This window comes from Sphingomonas sp. SUN019 (genome assembly GCF_024758705.1).
Taxonomy (GTDB): domain Bacteria; phylum Pseudomonadota; class Alphaproteobacteria; order Sphingomonadales; family Sphingomonadaceae; genus Sphingomonas.
Window position 1 is genome coordinate 954,850 of record NZ_CP096971.1, and the last position, 17,532, is coordinate 972,381.

At 67.2% G+C, this 17,532-nt stretch carries 13 protein-coding genes; 4 read left to right on the forward strand and 9 right to left on the reverse strand.

Features of this window, described 5'->3' with window-relative positions; all coding sequences use genetic code 11:
• Positions 1 to 90: 90 nt before the first annotated feature.
• The 3 genes from M0208_RS04595 (at position 91) to M0208_RS04605 (ending at position 4,621) form a co-directional block, all read left to right on the forward strand.
• On the forward strand, positions 91 to 2,139 hold the full coding sequence (locus M0208_RS04595; RefSeq protein WP_408988077.1) for an NAD(+) synthase: 2,049 nt from the start codon (positions 91 to 93) through the stop codon (positions 2,137 to 2,139).
• A 48-nt stretch (positions 2,140 to 2,187) separates the two neighbouring features.
• Positions 2,188 to 3,948 (forward strand): diguanylate cyclase, encoded by a 1,761-nt coding sequence (locus M0208_RS04600; RefSeq protein WP_258890556.1) that lies wholly within the window; start codon positions 2,188 to 2,190, stop codon positions 3,946 to 3,948.
• A 61-nt stretch (positions 3,949 to 4,009) separates the two neighbouring features.
• The gene (locus M0208_RS04605) at positions 4,010 to 4,621 is read left to right on the forward strand and encodes a glutathione S-transferase family protein (protein ID WP_258890557.1); all 612 of its coding nucleotides are present in this window, start codon (positions 4,010 to 4,012) and stop codon (positions 4,619 to 4,621) included.
• A gap of 15 nt (positions 4,622 to 4,636) precedes the next feature.
• Here the strand turns inward: M0208_RS04605 and M0208_RS04610 are convergent, their stop codons facing one another.
• The 8 genes from M0208_RS04610 to M0208_RS04645 all read right to left on the reverse strand — a co-directional run bounded on the left by M0208_RS04610 (position 4,637) and on the right by M0208_RS04645 (position 13,048).
• Entirely contained in the window at positions 4,637 to 5,416 is a 780-nt protein-coding gene (locus tag M0208_RS04610) for an SDR family NAD(P)-dependent oxidoreductase (RefSeq protein WP_258890558.1), read from the reverse strand.
• Positions 5,413 to 6,639, reverse strand: coding sequence for an NAD(P)/FAD-dependent oxidoreductase (locus M0208_RS04615; protein ID WP_258890559.1), 1,227 nt, complete (start codon positions 6,637 to 6,639; stop codon positions 5,413 to 5,415). The genes M0208_RS04610 and M0208_RS04615 overlap by 4 nt, the downstream gene beginning before the upstream one ends.
• Before the next feature lie 287 nt (positions 6,640 to 6,926).
• Complete coding sequence (locus tag M0208_RS04620; protein ID WP_258890560.1) at positions 6,927 to 8,090, reverse strand: serine hydrolase; 1,164 nt, start codon at positions 8,088 to 8,090, stop codon at positions 6,927 to 6,929.
• The gene (locus M0208_RS04625) at positions 8,087 to 9,136 is read right to left on the reverse strand and encodes an OmpA family protein (RefSeq protein ID WP_258890561.1); all 1,050 of its coding nucleotides are present in this window, start codon (positions 9,134 to 9,136) and stop codon (positions 8,087 to 8,089) included. The genes M0208_RS04620 and M0208_RS04625 overlap by 4 nt, the downstream gene beginning before the upstream one ends.
• Complete coding sequence (locus M0208_RS04630; protein ID WP_258890562.1) at positions 9,133 to 9,702, reverse strand: hypothetical protein; 570 nt, start codon at positions 9,700 to 9,702, stop codon at positions 9,133 to 9,135. Before M0208_RS04630 ends, M0208_RS04625 begins: the two co-directional genes overlap by 4 nt.
• Positions 9,703 to 9,811: 109 nt before the next feature.
• Positions 9,812 to 10,528: a DUF2490 domain-containing protein gene (locus M0208_RS04635; protein ID WP_258890563.1), complete on the reverse strand. Its 717-nt coding sequence runs from the start codon at positions 10,526 to 10,528 to the stop codon at positions 9,812 to 9,814.
• A 276-nt stretch (positions 10,529 to 10,804) separates the two neighbouring features.
• The gene (locus tag M0208_RS04640; RefSeq protein ID WP_258890564.1) at positions 10,805 to 12,148 is read right to left on the reverse strand and encodes a lipopolysaccharide biosynthesis protein; all 1,344 of its coding nucleotides are present in this window, start codon (positions 12,146 to 12,148) and stop codon (positions 10,805 to 10,807) included.
• A gap of 9 nt (positions 12,149 to 12,157) precedes the next feature.
• A complete protein-coding gene (locus M0208_RS04645; RefSeq protein ID WP_258890565.1) occupies positions 12,158 to 13,048 on the reverse strand; it encodes a sulfotransferase domain-containing protein in 891 nt (296 codons plus the stop codon).
• A 316-nt stretch (positions 13,049 to 13,364) separates the two neighbouring features.
• On the opposite strand from M0208_RS04645, the gene acnA reads away from it, so the two are divergent.
• Complete coding sequence (gene acnA / locus M0208_RS04650) at positions 13,365 to 16,052, forward strand: aconitate hydratase AcnA (RefSeq protein WP_258890566.1); 2,688 nt, start codon at positions 13,365 to 13,367, stop codon at positions 16,050 to 16,052.
• Between the two features lie 36 nt (positions 16,053 to 16,088).
• On the opposite strand, the gene M0208_RS04655 is transcribed toward acnA, so the two are convergent.
• Complete coding sequence (locus tag M0208_RS04655; protein ID WP_258890567.1) at positions 16,089 to 17,489, reverse strand: amino acid permease; 1,401 nt, start codon at positions 17,487 to 17,489, stop codon at positions 16,089 to 16,091.
• Between the last annotated feature and the right edge of the window lie 43 nt (positions 17,490 to 17,532).

A 17,532-nucleotide genomic window follows, 5' to 3' on the forward strand; every position in this document is an offset into this window, starting at 1 on the left:
CCATCGCAAGGCGCTGACTAGACTAGCAAGCGTGCCGCTCAAAGCCCGATCGGTGGCGCGCCGCCAACTTCCGCGCTAATCGACATGGCCATGAAAGCCGCCTTCCGATCGATCCACCATCACCGCATGGTCCGCGTGGCCGCTGCGACGCCGATCGCCAGCGTCGGCGATCCCGCCGCCAACGCCGCCGAGACGATCGCGCTGGCGAAACGCGCGCACGACGAAGCGGTCGATCTGGTCGTCTTTCCCGAACTGAACGTCAGCAGCTATGCGATCGACGACCTTCACCTGCAATCGGCGTTGCAAGGTGCGACGCGCGACGCGCTGGCGGCGATCGTCGCGGCGACCGCGAAGCTGAAACCGGTGCTGATCGTCGGTGCGGCGCTGGTCAGGAACGCGCGGCTCTACAACACCGCAGTCGTCATCGCGCGCGGCCGCGTGCTGGGCGTCGTGCCAAAGACCTTCCTGCCCAACTACCGCGAATATTACGAGAAGCGCCTGTTCGCGAGCGGCGCGGGGCTGTCCGGGCTGACGATCGACCTGAACGGCGAAGACGTGCCGTTCGGGGCCGACCAGATCTTCGCCGCGCACGACCTGCCGCATTTCAGCTTCCACGTCGAAATCTGCGAGGATTACTGGTCCCCCACCCCGCCCTCCACGCTGGGCGCGCTGGCGGGGGCGCTGATCTGCTGCAATCTGTCCGCGTCGAACGTCACGATCGGCAAGGCGCGCGACCGCGATACGCTGTCCGCGGCGCAATCGATGCGCGCCATCTGCGCCTATGTCTATTCCGCCGCCGGGCCGGGCGAGAGCACGATCGATCTGGCGTGGGACGGTCAGGGCACGATCCATGAACTGGGCGAACTGATTGGCGCGTCGACCCGCTTCCCGCGCGAACCCGACCTGCTGATCCGCGACGTCGATTGCGAACGGCTGTTGCAGGAACGGCTGCGCACTGGCACCTTCAACGACGCCGCCGCGCTAGCGCACCACCCCGAGACGCGCTTCCGCCGCATCGCGTTCGACCATAAGCCCGATTTCGCCGACATCGGCCTGCGCCGCGACATCCGCCGTTTCCCGTTCGTCCCCGACACCCCCGAACGGCTGGACGCCGATTGCTACGAGGCGTTCAACATCCAGGTCGAGGGGCTGACGAAGCGGCTGGTGGCGACTGGCTCGCAGCGGCTGGTGATCGGCGTATCGGGCGGGCTCGATTCGACCCACGCGCTGATCGTCGCGGCGAAGGCGCTCGACCGGCTCGACCGCCCGCGGACCGACATTCTCGGCGTGACGATGCCCGGATTTGCGACCAGCGACGGCACCAAATCGAATGCCTGGACGCTGATGCGCGCTCTGGGCGTTTCCGCGGAGGAGATCGACATCCGCCCCGCCGCGCGCCGGATGCTGGAGGATATCGGCCACCCGTTCGGTGACGGCGAACCGCAGTATGACGTGACGTTCGAGAACGTTCAGGCGGGCCTGCGCACCGATTACCTCTTCCGCCTGGCCAACCAGCGCCACGGCATCGTCGTCGGCACGGGCGACCTCAGCGAACTCGCGCTCGGCTGGTGCACCTACGGTGTCGGCGATCACATGAGCCATTACGGCGTCAACGCCGGCGTGCCGAAGACGCTGATCCAGTTCCTGATCCGCTGGGCGATCGCCACCGACCAGTACGACCGGGAAACCGATACGGTGCTGGAAGCGATCCTGAACACCGAAATCTCGCCCGAACTGGTCCCCGCCGGGGCCGACGGCGCGATCCAGAGCACCGAAAGCAAGATCGGGCCGTACGCGCTCAACGACTTCTTCACGCATTACGTCATCCGTCGCGGCCTCGCGCCGTCGAAGATCGCCTTCCTCGCCTGGCACGCGTGGCGCGATGCGGCCGCGGGAAACTGGCCCGCCGGATATCCCGAAAACGGCCGCGCGGCGTATGAGATTGAAACGATCACACACTGGCTCGAACGCTTCCTGACGCGCTTCTTCCAGACCAGCCAGTTCAAGCGATCGGCGCTGCCCAACGGCCCGAAAGTGTCGGCCGGCGGCGCGCTGTCGCCGCGCGGGGACTGGCGCGCGCCGTCGGATGGGACCGCGGCCGCGTGGCTTGCAGAACTTACGCAAAACGGACCGCATTAACCTAGCGGCGAAACCCGCCGTTTACCCTGTCGCCCTATCACCGGTTGGATGGCGAGGCGCAGGTACAACAGGGTTGCGGAAGCGATCGCGCTGGGAACAGTGTATTTCGCCGCCGCCGCCGTGACGATCGCCGGCACGCGCTTCGACGGCGGGGTCGCCTTTCTGTGGATCGCGACCGCGGTGCTGACCGCCCGGCTGGTAACGCAGAAGACGTCGCGATGGCCCGCATCGATCGCGGCCTGTTTCATCGCGGGCGCAGCCGCAACCACCCTGTTCGGCTTCGGCGCAACGGCGGCGCTTCCGCTGGCGGTCGTCAACGTCGCGGAGGCGGTCCTCGGCGCGGCGCTGCTGCGACGGCTCAGCGGCGGTCGAACCGTCAACGACACGCACCACTGGCTGATCGCCTTCGTTGTCTCGGCCGGAATGGCGGGGCCTCTGGCCGGCGCGATCGGTGCGGGGGCCACGATCCACCTGCTCTACGGCCGCGCCTTCCTGCCCGAAGCGTTGCACTGGTACAGCGGCCATGCGCTCGGCACGCTCGCCTTCATGCCGATCGCGGTGATGATCCTGCGCGGCGAAGCGGCGCGGCTGCTGCGCAATACGCGGCGCGCGAAGCTGGTCGAGCTGGCGATGCTGCTGACGTTGGTGGCGCTGGTCAGCCTGATCACCTTCGCGCAGGATCGCATGCCCCTGCTATTCCTGCCGATGCTGCCGATCGTGCTCGCCACGTTCCGCGGCGGCGCGTTGTCGACCGCCGCGTCGATCGTGGTCGTTTCCCTGATCGGCGGCGCATTCACGCTGAACGGCCACGGGCCGATCGCGCTGATGGACGGCGATGTCGGCTCCCGCATCCAGTTCCTGCAATTCTTCATCGCAGCGACGATGCTGACGGTGCTGCCCGCCAACGCCGAGTTGCAACGCCGCGCGGAACTGTTCCGCCGCCTGCGCGAAAGCGAGGCGCGCTACCGCATGGTCACCGACAACACGACCGACATCATCATCAACATCGACATCCACGGACGGCTGCGCTTCGTATCATCGTCGATCCGCGAGATCGGCGGGCATGATCCGGACGCGCTGGTCGGCCGCCACGTATCGGTGCTGGTCGACGCGACCGAAGTCGACAAGATGCGCGAGATGATCGCGGCGACCGTCGATGATCCGATGCGCGTCACGGTCAGCGAATATCGCGCCCCGACGCGCAGCGGCGAACGCTGGTTCGAAAGCCGCACGCGGGCGGTGCTGGACGACGACGGCGTGGTGACCGGCCTGGTCAGCGCGGTGCGCGACGTGACCCACCGCAAGGAACATGAAGACAGCCTGGCGCGCGCCGCGCTGACCGATCCGTTGACGGGTCTGGCGAACCGGATCGCGTTTCGCACCGAACTGACGCGGCAGGTCGCGACCGGCACGGGCGGCTGCGTCGCGGTGTTCGACCTCGATCATTTCAAGCTGGTGAACGATCGCCACGGCCATGCCGCGGGCGACGAGGTGCTGCGCCGCTTCGCCGCCATCGCACGCGCCGCGGTGCGCGATCAGGACATGGTCGCACGCCTGGGCGGGGAAGAATTCGCCGTCGTCCTGCCCGACGCATCGATCGAACAGGCGCGGCTGGTATGCGACCGGTTGCGCGCGGCGGTCGGCGCGACACGTTGTTCGGTCGACAGCGGCACGATCGCCGTGACGGTCAGCGGCGGGGTCGCATCCTATCGCGCCGGCGACGCCGACGACGCCGTGCTGCACGCCGCCGACACCGCGCTGTATCGCGCCAAGGACGCCGGGCGCGACCGGCTGGCGCTCGCCGCCTGAGACGCTTGCCTTTGCCCGCGGCCCGCGTCACGACGTGATGCGCAAGCCGGAGAGGACAGCCATGAAACTCTATACGTCGATCGGCCCCAATCCGCGTGTCGTCACGATCTTCCTTGCCGAAAAGGGCGTCGACTTGCCGACCGAGAAGGTCGACATCATGGCCGGCGACAACCGTCGCGCGCCCTACACCGGCACCAATCCGGCAAGCACCACACCGGCGCTGATGCTGGACGACGGCGATGTCGTGAGCGAGATCACCGCGATCTGCGAATATCTCGATGAACTGCATCCCGAACCGCCGCTGATCGGCGCGACGCCTGCGCAGCGCGCCGCGACCCGGATGTGGGTGCGCCGTATCGACCTGACGGTCACGTCGCCGATGACCTTCGGCTTTCGCGGCGCGGAGGGCCTGAAGATGTTCGAACAACGGCTGCGCTGCGTGCCGGAGGCGTCGCCGGGGATGAAGGCCTGCGCGCAGGACGGCCTGGCCTTCATCGACGCGCAGATGGCGGGGCGGGATTATATCGCGGGCGACCGCCTGACGCTCGCCGACATATTGCTGTTCGCGTTCGTCGAATTCGGCAGCCGTATCGGCCAGCCGCTCGATGCGGCGCACGGCAATCTGGCGGCATGGTATGAGCGGTTGAAGGCGCGCCCGGCGTTCGCGGGGTGAGGATCAGCCTGACCGTCAGGCGTTCCGCGCCATCAACCCGCCGTCGACCGGGATCACCGCGCCGGTCACGTAACTCGCCGCGGGCAGGCACAGGCTGAGCGTCACGAACGCCACCTCCTCCGGCCGACCATAGCGCCTGAGCGCGGTTCGCCGGTGCGCATAGGTCGCTTTCGCGTCATCGGGAACGCTCGCGGTCATTCCCGTGTCGATCGGCCCCGGACAGATGCAATTGACCGTGATGCCCCCCTTGCCCAGTTCGACCGCAAGGCTGCGCGTCAGACCGATCGCCCCAGCCTTCGCCGCCGAATAGGCGCTGAACCCGGCGGTCGCGCCCAGCCCTTCGGTCGATGCGATATTGACGATCCGTGGGTGCGCGGCGCGGCGCAGATGCGGCAGCGCGGCGCGGATCGCGCGCTGGTGCGCCGACAGCAGGATCGCGATGTGCCGGTTCCATTGGGCTTCATATTCATCAGCGTCGACCGCAAGATTGGCCGAAATCCCGGCATTGTTGACCAGCACCGCCAGCCCACCGAACGTCGTCGCGACCTGATTTACCACGCACGAAATCGCCGCGGCGTCGCTGACGTCCAGCGCCCACGCCTGCGCCGCAAACCCCTCCGCAACGATTTCGTCCGCCACCGCCTGTGCAGCCTCCAGCGTCACGTCGGTCACCGCCACCGACGCGCCCGCCCGCGCCAGCAGCACCGCGGTCGCGCGTCCCATCCCACTCGCCGCGCCGGTCACCAGCGCCGCGCTGCCGCCGAGCGAGGTGTCGATCGGTGGCACGGGCGTCATGCCAGCATCTCCTTCAGCGGTGTGCCCGTATCCGCCAGCCGCGCCGGATCGATCACCGCGCGCTCCATCACCAGTTTGCGTCCCTGCGCATAGTCGCGCGTCGCGTTGACGCAATCGAGCGCGATCACGCGCCCCTGCTTCAGGTAGACCAGCGAGAAACTCCGCGCCGCCACGTCGCCGCGCGTCACCAGCGCGTCGTAGCCGGTCGACAGCCCCACGGTCTGCAGCTTCAGATCATATTGGTTCGACCAGAACCACGGCACCGCATCGTAATGCGCGTCCTGCCCGACGATCGTCTTGGCGACCAACGTCCCCTGATCGTTGGCGTTCTGCACCGATTCCAGCCGGATCCGCGCACCGTCGACGTATCCGTTCTCATGCGCCGCACAATCCCCGATCGCGAATACATCCGGCAGGCTGGTGCGGCACGCGCCGTCCACGTCCACGCCGTTCGCGCCGCTCGCGCCCGCCGCGATCAACGGCTGCACCGCGGGCACGATCCCGATCCCGACGACGACCAGATCGGCCGGAACCTCGCTCCCGTCCGCCAGCCGCACTGCACGGACGCGGCCTTCGCCCAGCAGGCAATCGACCCCCACGCCCAGTTGCACGTCAACGCCGTGCGCGCGGTGTTCGCCCTCGTAGAAGCGCGACAGCGGCTCCCCCGCCACCCGCGCCAGTACGCGGTCGAGCGCCTCCAATACCGTGACGTGCTTGCCAAGCTTGGTCAGCACGGCCGCCGCCTCCAGCCCGATATAGCCGCCGCCGATCACCACGACGCGCTCCACGCCCGGCAGTTCGCTCTCGAGCGTATCGACGTCCGCGCGCGTGCGGATCGCATGGACCCCCGCCAGATCGGCCCCGCCGCACGACAGCCGTCGCGGCGCGCCGCCCGTCGCCCACACCAATGTTCCGTAGCCGATCGCCGCGCCGGTCGCGTCGGTCACCGACTTCGCCGCCGCATCGACCGACACGATCCGCCTTCCGCGCAACACGCCGACGTTCCGCTCGTCCCAGAAGGCGGGCGGCCGGATCAGCAGCCGCTCGAACGGCTTGTCCTTTGCCAGATATTCCTTCGACAGCGGCGGGCGTTCGTAAGGGTAATCGTCCTCCTCGGTCACCATCGCGACCGATCCGGCGAACCCCAATTGCCGCAGAGCGATCGCGCATTGCGCCCCGCCGTGCCCGGCCCCCACGATCAGGACGTCGTATCGCTCCGTCATGTTCCCCCTATCGCAAGCCTAGGGCCTGAACTCAATTGGAACGCGGATCGTGATCGCCCGTGGAAAGCCGCCGACAAGGAGCGCAGCGCCGTCGCGTAGCTGAAGCTACGCGCAAGCAAGCGACGCCGTTCGGCGGCTTTCCACGGGCGACCGCGCAGCGGCGGGCCGAATTTGGCGCCGGGCGTCGTCGCGCCTCGGTCACGATGCTTCAGCATCGCTCCCTCGTTGCTCCTAGCCCAACACCAAATTCGGCTCCGTCACGACCGCGTTCCAATTGAGTTCAGACCCTAACGCCCACGCGCCAGCCGCTCCTCGGTCGGCGTGAAGGCGGATCGCTTTCCCGGTTCGACCGGCACGTCGGTCGCGAAATACGCCACGCCCGTTCCGCGCGCGGGATCGATCCACAGCCCCGATTGCAGGCCGTAAGCGTCGCCCGCATGGCCCCACCGCTGCCGCCCATCGCCGAACGGATCGTCGCCGCACCCGTCACGCGGTGTCGCCAGGATCATCGTCGCCAGGCCATAGCGGCAATGCAGCGCCGCCTTCACCGCGCCGGTATCGGTATCGCTCCCCGGATCGCCGTTCGTCCCGTCATAGGTCCACGCCGGGGCCGACAGCAACGCGACCGACGCGGGCGTCAGCACCCGCACCCCATCCAGCGTCCCGCCATTCAGCAACATTCGCCCGACCCGCGCCAACCCCCGCGCGGAAATGCGCAAGCCACCTTGCGGGGAGAAGATTGCGCCGTTCGCCCCAGCCCGCCACTTCGACAGATCGCACGACCCGTCGCGCGCCGGGGTTACCGAACACGCCGGTTTCTTTGCCTGATTGTCGTCCTTCACTGGCTTCCCGTCGGCGTACAGCACCACCGCGCGCGCCGCCGCGTCAGCCTTGCACGCGTCCCAGTTGAAGCACGCCTCCAGCTTGAACGCCTCCAGCACCAGCCGCGCCATCAGCTGGTCGAACCGCTCCCCCGTCGCCCGCTCCATCACCGCCGCGATCACGGGGAAGTTGAAGTTGGTGTAACGGAAGTACGTCCCCGGCGCGTGATCCGCATCCCATGCCTTCGCATCGCCCAGCACTACCCGCGGCTCGGCATCCAGCGGCAGGACATAATCGACCGCGTCAGTCAGGCTCGACGTGTGCGACAGCAACTGCCGCAAGCTGATCGGCGCATCCGGAAACGCCGGATTGCGCAACCGCCACCCGAGCCGATCGGAAACATCCGCATCCAGATCGAGCGTCCCCGCCTCCACCAGCCGCAGCACCGCGATCGCCACCACCAGCTTCGACACCGACGCCACCCGCGCCGGATCGTCCGCCGTCACCGCTCGCCCCGCCGCCACATCCGCCAGACCTCGCGTCGCGACCGCGGTTTCGCCCTGGCGATCGAACGCCACCCGCACTTCGGCCACCGGCGCCGCCGCCAGCGCAGCCGCCAGCAGGATCATCCCGCCGTGGCCGCTGGTGACGGCGAAGCGGCGGGCGACGGCGCGCCCGCCTGCTTCGGCAGGATCACCTCGACCCGGCGGTTCTTCTGCCGCCCGGCTTCGTCGTCGGTGCCATCGGATTTGGCGTTCGGCGCGACCGGCCGCATTTCGCCCAGGCCGATCGTGCGCAACCGCGTCGCCGCCACACCCTTTTCGACCAGATACGCCTGCACCGCCTTCGCGCGGTCCTCCGACAATTTCTTGTTGTAGGCGTCGTCGCCGCGCGCGTCGGTATGCCCCTCGACCGCGATCTCGCCCTCGCCGCCCGCCGCGATCAGCGCGGCGAGCCGGTCCAGCGTGCCCTTTGCATCCGGACGGATCGTCGCCTTGTCGAAATCGAACGTCACGTCGCCGGCCAGCGACACCACAGTCCCGCGGTCGGTTTCCACCGCGCCCAGTTCGGACTTCAGTTTCTCCACCGCCTGCAGGCTGCTGGTGGCGCGTCCGGCCTGCCCGAAGCTCGATCCGCCCGCCGCCGCCAGCCCGAACTTCGACGCGGGCACGTTCTGCATATTCGACAGCGCGGACACTTCCGGAATATCCCCGCCATTTGCGCCGTCCAGCGGCAGCGCCGCCTCGAACCGCGGATAGGTGCTGTACTGATTGTCGCCGCTGTCGTGCGAATTCAGGATCAGCGTCGCGCGGCCCGACGACGGCAGCTTGCCCGCGAACACCAGCGCGCCGTCCATCATCTTACCCGGCTGCACCGCCAGATCGGCGTTGGTCGGCGATTTGACCAGCATCAATTTCTCGCCGCTGTCGGTGACGATATAGCTGTGGTCGGTCCCCGCATTCAGGTCGATCTCCCGGTCGCGCCCGTTCATCACGCGCACCGACACCAACACGCGCTCGCCTGACGTGCGCACCGACTTGACCTGCAACACCGCCCCGTTGCGGTGCGCGATCTGCGCATTCACTGGCGCGCCGTCGCCGCCGCCGAACGACACCAGCCCGTTGTCGCACGCGGCCAGCGCCAGGACGCCCGCCAGTAATACGCCCCGCCTCACTGTGCCGCCCCCGCCGCGGCCTGACCCAGCGGTAGGTCGATGCGAAATCCGGGGTTCGTGCTGTATTGGCTGTCGGTCGAACTGTCCTCGTTCAGCACCAGCACGCCGCTCTTCACCGCGGGCAGCCGCCCGAGAAACACCAGTTCGCCCTCGAACGTCTGGCCCGCCGGCACCGTCAGCCGCGGGTTGGTGGTCGGCGGCGAAAGATACAGCCGCTCCCCCGATTCCAGCAGCAGGAACCCTTCGCGGTTGTTGGTCCAGCGATTGAGGTCGATCTCGTCCTTGCGTCCGTTGATCACCCGCACGCCGACTGCGGTATCGGTGGCGCGCGATTGCAGCGACGTCACCTGCAGCACAACGCCGTTCGGATGCGCGACCTGAATTTCCAGCGGCTTGGCCTGCCCGTTGTTCCACAGCGAGACCGTCGCCGCAGGCTGCACCGCGCCCGCGCCCGCCGTCGCGCCTTCGGCCACTGCTGCTGCATTGCCGTCATTCGCCGCGGGCGGATTGCACGCGCTCAGCGCCAGCCCCGTGAGCGCGAACGCCAGTTGCCTGGAAACCGTCATGCGATACTCCCTCCCGATACGCCGCGGAGGTTCGCCCCGCCAGTCAAGGCTGCGATTGATCGCGTCGCGCCGCCCGAAAATCAAGCACGGATCGTGCGCGTTCAACCGCTTAGTCGTCGGCCTTCGGCGCGCTCAGCCCCTCGATGTTGATCGTCAGCTGCACGCTCAGCGCATGATCCATCTGCGCCCGCGCGCCACGCCGTCCGACGCGGTACTGGTTCAGATACCCCGCGTCGGCGCTGAGATGTCGGCCGATCGGCACCGTCACGCCCAGGATGTTGCGCATCCGCTCATACCCGCGCACCTGCCCCCAGCGGGTGCTGTTGGGCAGATAGAAGCTCTCATGGCTGACGAACAACGCCAGCCCCTTCGGCCGCAGCGCGTGATTGTACCGCACCAGCGGCCGGATACGGAAACCGATCTCGTCGCCCGCCGGGCTGAAGCGCTCGTCGATGCGAAAACGCGTCGTGACCGGGCCGAAGGTCGCGATCACATGCTGGCGCAACCGGTTCTCGTCGTCGGCATTATTGCCGTTATGCGCCCCGACCGCGCGATAGCCGAAGCCCAGCTCCACATTGTCCGCCACCTTGTAGCCCAGGATGCCGCCGAATTCGGTCTGGAACAGCCCGTCCGCGCGATCCCCGAAGCGCGCGATCTGCTCCAGCGTGATGCGCAGCTTCGGCGCCAGCGGCACGTTGGTGTTGACCTGCAGCCACAATTGCTCGTCCTGCTGCTGCGCCCGCGCAGGCTCCGCCGCGAGCAGCGGTGCGAGCAACGCCGCCAGCCACGCGCCGCGACGCCGCGGCAGCGTCCGATCCTGCGCCATAATCTGCCCCCTCGGCATGAAAGAGGCGCGCCCATACCGCAGGACCGCCCGCGCGGGAATATCGATCGACGCTACGGTGCCCGGACGTGCGAACGCACGTTGGGCGCACCCCCCGTTTCGCGCAGCGCCGCCAGAAACTCCACCTGCCGCGCGGGCGTCCACCCGTCATGGCGATGCCGAAACTGCGTGCTTCATGCGAGCGCCCCCCGGCGTTGAAAGAGGCGGACCATATATCGCAGTCAGGGGTCTGCAGGAAAATGGAAAATCCGGCCGCAATCAGACCGTCGTCGCCGCCTCTGGTTCGCTCACCGTCGACAATGCGCGGCGGAACGCGATGCCCAGTCCCATCAGCCAGATCACACCCAGAACGACGTGTGCGACGTTCGCACCCATCGGCCCCATCACCGGCAACAGGCCGATCGCTGTCACCTGGAACGCCAGCGTAGCGACCGCGACAATCAGCAGCACCGCTCCGGCCCGCCCCATCGCCAACAGCGCGGACCGCATCACCGTACCGCTCATCGTCAGCATCAACGCGAAGCTCTGCACGATCAACAGCGGCGCCGCGCCGCCGAATTCAGGGCCGGCGGTCCACGCGATGATCCGTGCGCCAAGCACCACCGATGCGGCGAACAGCAACAGGCCGAACCCGGCGACGATCAGTTCGGTCTGCATCACCAGGCGGCGAAACGCATCATATCGCGCGGCCGCCCACAACCGGGTTATGTCGGGATAGACGACCGCCTGCACCTGCGCCGCCGCCTGCTGACCCAACCGGGCGATACGCTTCGCGAAATAATAAAGGCCTGCCGACGCCGGATCGGTCAGCCAACCCACCAGGAGCGTGTCCATCATCTGCGCGCTCGACCACAACGTGCCTGAAAAGTTTGCCGACCACGTGAACCGCCACAGGCCCGGAAAGCGCGTGAAAAGGCCTTTCAGATCGGCGCGATAGAAGCGGTGCAGCCGCTGGCGCCGCAACGCCATGCCTGCGGCTGCGGTAACCAGCAGCGGGGCCAGGCTGTCGGTGAGCGCCCAGATACAGACGAAGGTCAGGACGCCCGCCCCCGCCAGATACGCCGCGCCGCACAGCAACAGCTTCAGCACCCCGGCGATCAACTGGACATAGGCTATCGTCCGGTACTTGTTGGCCATCCGCAATATGGCGGTCGGCGATCCGTTGATGTTGAACAAGAGAACGGTCGCGTAGATGGCGATCATGGCGACGGTTTCGCGCGGCAGGTCGAACAGTTCGATCGCGGCCAGGATGCCGAGCATCGCGAAAAGCCATGATCCGACCGAACTGCACAGGTCGAAGAGCACGCCGTATTTTAGCAGCGCCATCAGCTTTTCACGGTCATCCATCACGTCCAGGCTCGCGCCGAACCGGATCAGCGGCTGCCAGACCTGAAAGTCGGCGATCCGCTTGATGACCTGCGCATAGGTCAGGATGAGGGCAAGGACGCCGTAGCTTGCGGGGCCGAGCGCGCGCGCCGTCAGTATGATGGCGGGCAACCCGATCACGATATTGGCGGCGTTGCCGGTCAGCAGATGACCGATGTTCACCAGCCGCGACCGCGTCCCGCCGCGCCAGAACGCCTTGTGGAAAGGACCGGCCAATGTCCGCACCTAGATCGCAGTCACCACGTCGTCGTGCCGATCGATCGCAGAACCGATCGACCGGCTCTTTTCGACCAGCCTGGCCGCGGCCGGGCTGAGCGTGTCGGCACAGGTGGTCGCGATCCAGGCAAGGGTCTCCTGGCTCAGATAATCGCCGAAGCCGCCGACGACGCCGCGCCGCGCGCGCAACGCTTCGGGATCGCTACGATCATATTGATGACCGGGTATGCCGCTGCGCACCTCGATCTTTCGCATCTTGTCGATCTCCGCCGCCGCGACCGCACGCCCGATCGACTCCGGGTTCGGCACCTGCCCCAGGAAACGCAGCAGGTCGGCGACGACCGGGATCGGCCGGGCCGTCAGCTCTTCGTAGGAAACGACATGGTATGACGACGATTGCAGGAACGCCGCCGATCGATTCAGGTATCGGATCAGGTGCGGCAGCCCCTGCTCCGCATCGCGAACGAATTCGTCGATATCGCCTTCGAAGCGATGGCGGTGGCGCGTCGCGTGGAAATAGGACGATACCAGGACATCGCGCGGGTCGCGGACCATGAAGATGACGGGTATTCTTTTGCTGAGGACGTCGCTGTCGGGCTGATGGGTGACCGCGATCAGCGGCAATCCGGCCTTCTTCAATTTCTGGACGTGGGCGGCGGGCAGGCCGCGAACATGGTCCCACGCCAGATTCGGCAGGAACTTGAACATCGTGAAAAGATCGACCTCTCCGGACTGCTCCAGCAGGACGGCGAAGTACGTCGCCAGGATGAACCGTAACCATGTTCGGCCGGACTTCGGATAGGACATTAGCAACGCATCGCAACGGCTCACCGCCGATCGCAGGCGACGGTGGCGATAGGCCGCCAGGATGCCGAGCGCAGGCCGCTTGAAAAGGTCCACAAACCTGTTTGACCGGAACCCGCTCACTGGGCGTACATACCCCGGCGGGAGCGCTGGCGACGTACTAATATGGAGGCGGCCCGACCCTCCTTTTGGGCTATCCTTTCGATGCATCGTCGGCAGCGGCCCCGCGAGTCATGACGGTGCGGTCGATGAACGGCGCGTCGTGGCGGGCCTGAACGCCCACCCCAACCCCACCCTTCCCCCCACGCGCCCTCGCTGCTATCGCCCGCCGCAACCAACCCCGCCTGCGCCCGCGCGGCTTCCCCAGCCGCCTCCCCTGGCGCGGCGGTCCGCAGAGGGAAGACGTACGCACATGACCGCCATCGGACAGGACACGCTGAAGGCCCGCACCACGCTGAACGCGGGCGGTAAGACGTACGATTATTATGCGCTGTCCACCGCAGAGGCGAAGTTCGGCGACATCAGCCGCCTGCCGTTTTCGATGAAGGTGCTGCTGGAGAATATGCTCCGCTTCGAGGACGGCGTGACCGTGACCGAGGCCGACGTGCAGGCGATCGTCGACTGGCAGCAGGAACGCCGCAGCGATCGCGAAATCCAGTATCGCCCCGCCCGCGTGCTGATGCAGGATTTCACCGGTGTGCCCTGCGTCGTCGATCTCGCCGCGATGCGCGATGCCATCACGAAACTCGGCGGCGACCCCGCGAAGATCAATCCGCAGGTGCCCGTCCACCTCGTCATCGACCACAGCGTCATGGTCGACGAATTCGGCACGCCGAAAGCGTTCGGCGACAACGTCGAACTGGAATATGCGCGCAACTTCGAACGCTACGAATTCCTCAAATGGGGATCGAAGGCGCTCGACAATTTCAAGGTCGTGCCCCCGGGCACCGGCATCTGCCATCAGGTGAACCTGGAATATATCGGACAGGCGGTGTGGTCCTCGACCGAAACAGGCGACCATGCGCGCGGCGCGAACATGATCGCCTATCCCGACACGCTCGTCGGCACCGACAGCCACACGACGATGGTCAACGGCCTGGGCGTGCTCGGCTGGGGCGTCGGCGGGATCGAGGCGGAGGCAGCGATGCTGGGTCAGCCCGTCTCGATGCTGATCCCCGAGGTCGTCGGCTTCAAGCTGACCGGCGCGCTACGCGAAGGCATCACCGCGACCGACCTCGTGCTGACCGTCACGCAATTGCTCCGCGCGAAGGGCGTCGTCGGGCGGTTCGTCGAATTCTACGGCCCCGGCCTCGACCAGATGACGCTCGCCGATCGCGCGACGATCGCCAACATGGCGCCCGAATATGGCGCGACGTGCGGTTTCTTCCCGGTCGACGACAAAACGCTCGATTACATGCGCCTGACCGGCCGCCCCGACGAGACGGTCGCGCTGACCGAAGCCTATGCCAAGGCGCAGGGGATGTGGCGCTACGCCGACGCGCCCGATCCCGTCTTCACCGACACGCTCGAACTCGACATGGGGTCGGTCGTGCCGAGCCTCGCCGGGCCGAAGCGCCCGCAGGACAAGGTGTCGCTGGATACCGTCGACGAGGTGTTCAACGGCGACCTGCACAAGCTCTATCACCGCGAACAGCCGATGCGCGTCGCGGTCGAGGGTGCTGATCACGACATCGGCGACGGCGACGTGGTGATCGCGGCGATCACCAGTTGCACCAACACCTCCAACCCCTCGGTGCTGGTCGCCGCTGGGCTGGTCGCGCGGAAGGCGCGCGCTGCTGGCCTGAAGCCGAAGCCGTGGGTGAAGACCTCGCTCGCGCCGGGCAGCCAAGTCGTGACCGACTATCTCGACAAGGCGGGGCTTTCCGAAGACCTCGACGCGATGGGCTTCAACCTGGTCGGCTATGGCTGCACCACCTGCATCGGCAATTCCGGGCCGCTCGCCGCGCCGATCAGCGCCGCGATCAACGAAAACGACCTCGTCGCCGCCTCGGTCCTGTCGGGCAACCGCAATTTCGAGGGCCGCGTGTCGGCCGACGTGCGCGCGAACTTCCTCGCCTCGCCCCCCCTGGTGGTCGCCTACGCGCTGCGCGGCACGGTCACCACCGACATGATCGACACGCCGATCGGTCAGGGAACGGACGGCGCGGACGTGTACTTGCGCGACATCTGGCCGACCAATGCGGAAATATCCGAGCTCATGGCCGCCAACATCGACGACCATATGTTCCGCGCCCGCTACGGCAACGTCTATGCCGGCGACGCGAAATGGCGCGAGATCCAGGTCGAGGGGTCGGACACCTACACCTGGCGGGCGGGCAGCACCTACGTCGCCAATCCGCCGTATTTCGACGGCATGACGATGACCCCCGCGCCGGTGATGGACATCATCGACGCCAAGCCGCTCGCGATCCTCGGCGACAGCATCACGACCGATCACATCTCGCCCGCCGGCAGCATCAAGGCCGACAGTCCGGCCGGAACCTTCCTGCAAGAACATCAGGTTAGCAAGGCCGACTTCAACAGCTACGGCGCGCGGCGCGGCAATCACGACGTGATGATGCGCGGCACCTTCGCCAACATCCGCATCAAGAACGAGATGGTCCCCGGCGTCGAAGGCGGCATGAGCCGCTATGACGGTCAGGTCATGCCGATCTACGACGCCGCGATGCGCCACAAGGCCGACGGCACGCCGCTGGTCGTGATCGCGGGCAAGGAATACGGCACCGGCTCCAGCCGCGACTGGGCGGCAAAAGGCACCAATTTGCTGGGCGTCCGGGCCGTCATCACCGAAAGTTTCGAACGCATCCACCGCTCGAACCTGGTCGGCATGGGCGTCCTCCCGCTGCAATTCGCCGACGGCGTGACGCGCCAGACCTTGGGCCTGACCGGTGACGAAACCTTCACCATCACCGGCGTCTCCGCCATCCGCCCGCGTCAGGACGTGGAGGTCACTCTCACCCGCGCCGACGGCACGACCGAAACCTTCCAGACCCGCTGCCGGATCGATACCGTCAACGAACTGGAATATTACCTGAGCGGCGGCATCCTGCAGTACGTCCTGCGCAAGCTCGCGGCCTGATCGCCGGGCGGAGGGGCGACCGCCCCTCCGCACCCGTCATCCGACCGCCAACGCCCGCCGCCGCCCCCACGCGAAATACACCACCAGCCCGAACGCATTCCACAGCAGGAAATACAGCTGCGTCGTCTGCGGCAGGCTGAAGAACAGGTACACGCACCCGACGATCCCGATCGTCCCCACCACCGGCGCGGCAGGCGTCCGGAACGTCCGCTTCGCGTCCGGTTCGCGCCGACGCATCACCAGCATGCAAACGCACACCGCGACGAACGCCGCCAGTGTGCCCGCGTTCGCCAGCGCCGCGATCGCATCGATCGGCATGACGCCCGCGATGATCGCCACCAGCGCCGCTGTCATCAACGTGATGCGCACCGGCGTCCCCCGCCGCGACACCTTCGCCAGCGATTGCGGCAGCAACCCGTCACGCGCCATCACGAAGAAGATGCGGCTCTGCCCGTACAGGAACCCCAGCAACACCGTCGGCAGGGCGATGACCGCGCTCGCCGCCAGGAACGTCGCGAACGCCGGCCGCCCCAGTTCGCGCAGGATCAGCGCCAGCGGCTCGGGGCTGTCGGCGAAGCGGCTAAAGTTGAGCGCCCCCACCGCCGCGACCGCGACGAGCATGTAGATGATGACGCACGCGACCATCGACCCGACGATCCCGATCGCCAGGTCGCGCCCCGGATTCTTCGTCTCCTCCGCCGCGGTGGAGATCGCATCGAAGCCGTAGAAGGCGAAGAAGATGATCGCCGCCGCCGCCATCACCCCGCGCTCGACGATCTTGCCGTCCGCCGTCGTGACCGCGTGTGCCGCGAACCCGAACGGCGAGAACGGCTCAAGGTTGGCGGCGGAGAAATACGGCAACGCGACGAACACGAACACCGCCAGCGCGATCATCTTCACGACGACCAGCACCGCGTTCAGCGTCGCGCTCTCCTTCGTCCCGAACATCAATAGCCCCGCGACCACCGCGATGATGAAGATCGCGGGCACATTCACCAGCCCGCCCAGTTCCGGCCCGTTGGTCAGCGCGACCGGAAAGCCGATCGGCGTCAGCAACGCGCTGGCATAGCCCGACCACCCCACCGCCACGGTCGACACGACCAAAGAATATTCCAGGATCAGCGACCACCCGATCACCCACGCGATCACCTCCCCCAGCACGACATAGCTGTAGGTGTAGGCGGATCCGCTCGCCGGGATCATCGTCGCCATTTCGGCATAGGCCAGCGCCGCGCATGCGCAGATCGCGCCCGCGATCGCGAACGACAGGATCACCGCCGGCCCCGCCCGGTCCGCCCCGACCCCGATCAGCGTCAGGATGCCCGTCCCGACGATCGCGCCGACCCCCAGCGCCACCAGATGCGGCCACGACAAAGTTCGCGCCAGCGCGCTCTCCGGCGGTTGCGGCACGATGATCTTGCGACGGAACAGACTCATTGGCACCCCCGATGCGTTTCGCTATTCGCCCGCTGGTAACAGA

Coding starts and splice junctions, on each gene's coding strand:
- M0208_RS04595 (WP_408988077.1), top strand. CDS start 91: ATGAAAGCCGCCTTCCGATCGATCCACCATCACCGCATGGTCCGCGTG.
- M0208_RS04600 (WP_258890556.1), top strand. CDS start 2,188: ATGGCGAGGCGCAGGTACAACAGGGTTGCGGAAGCGATCGCGCTGGGA.
- M0208_RS04605 (WP_258890557.1), top strand. CDS start 4,010: ATGAAACTCTATACGTCGATCGGCCCCAATCCGCGTGTCGTCACGATC.
- M0208_RS04610 (WP_258890558.1), bottom strand. CDS start 5,416: ATGACGCCCGTGCCACCGATCGACACCTCGCTCGGCGGCAGCGCGGCG.
- M0208_RS04615 (WP_258890559.1), bottom strand. CDS start 6,639: ATGACGGAGCGATACGACGTCCTGATCGTGGGGGCCGGGCACGGCGGG.
- M0208_RS04620 (WP_258890560.1), bottom strand. CDS start 8,090: ATGATCCTGCTGGCGGCTGCGCTGGCGGCGGCGCCGGTGGCCGAAGTG.
- M0208_RS04630 (WP_258890562.1), bottom strand. CDS start 9,702: ATGACGGTTTCCAGGCAACTGGCGTTCGCGCTCACGGGGCTGGCGCTG.
- M0208_RS04635 (WP_258890563.1), bottom strand. CDS start 10,528: ATGGCGCAGGATCGGACGCTGCCGCGGCGTCGCGGCGCGTGGCTGGCG.
- acnA (WP_258890566.1), top strand. CDS start 13,365: ATGACCGCCATCGGACAGGACACGCTGAAGGCCCGCACCACGCTGAAC.
- M0208_RS04655 (WP_258890567.1), bottom strand. CDS start 17,489: ATGAGTCTGTTCCGTCGCAAGATCATCGTGCCGCAACCGCCGGAGAGC.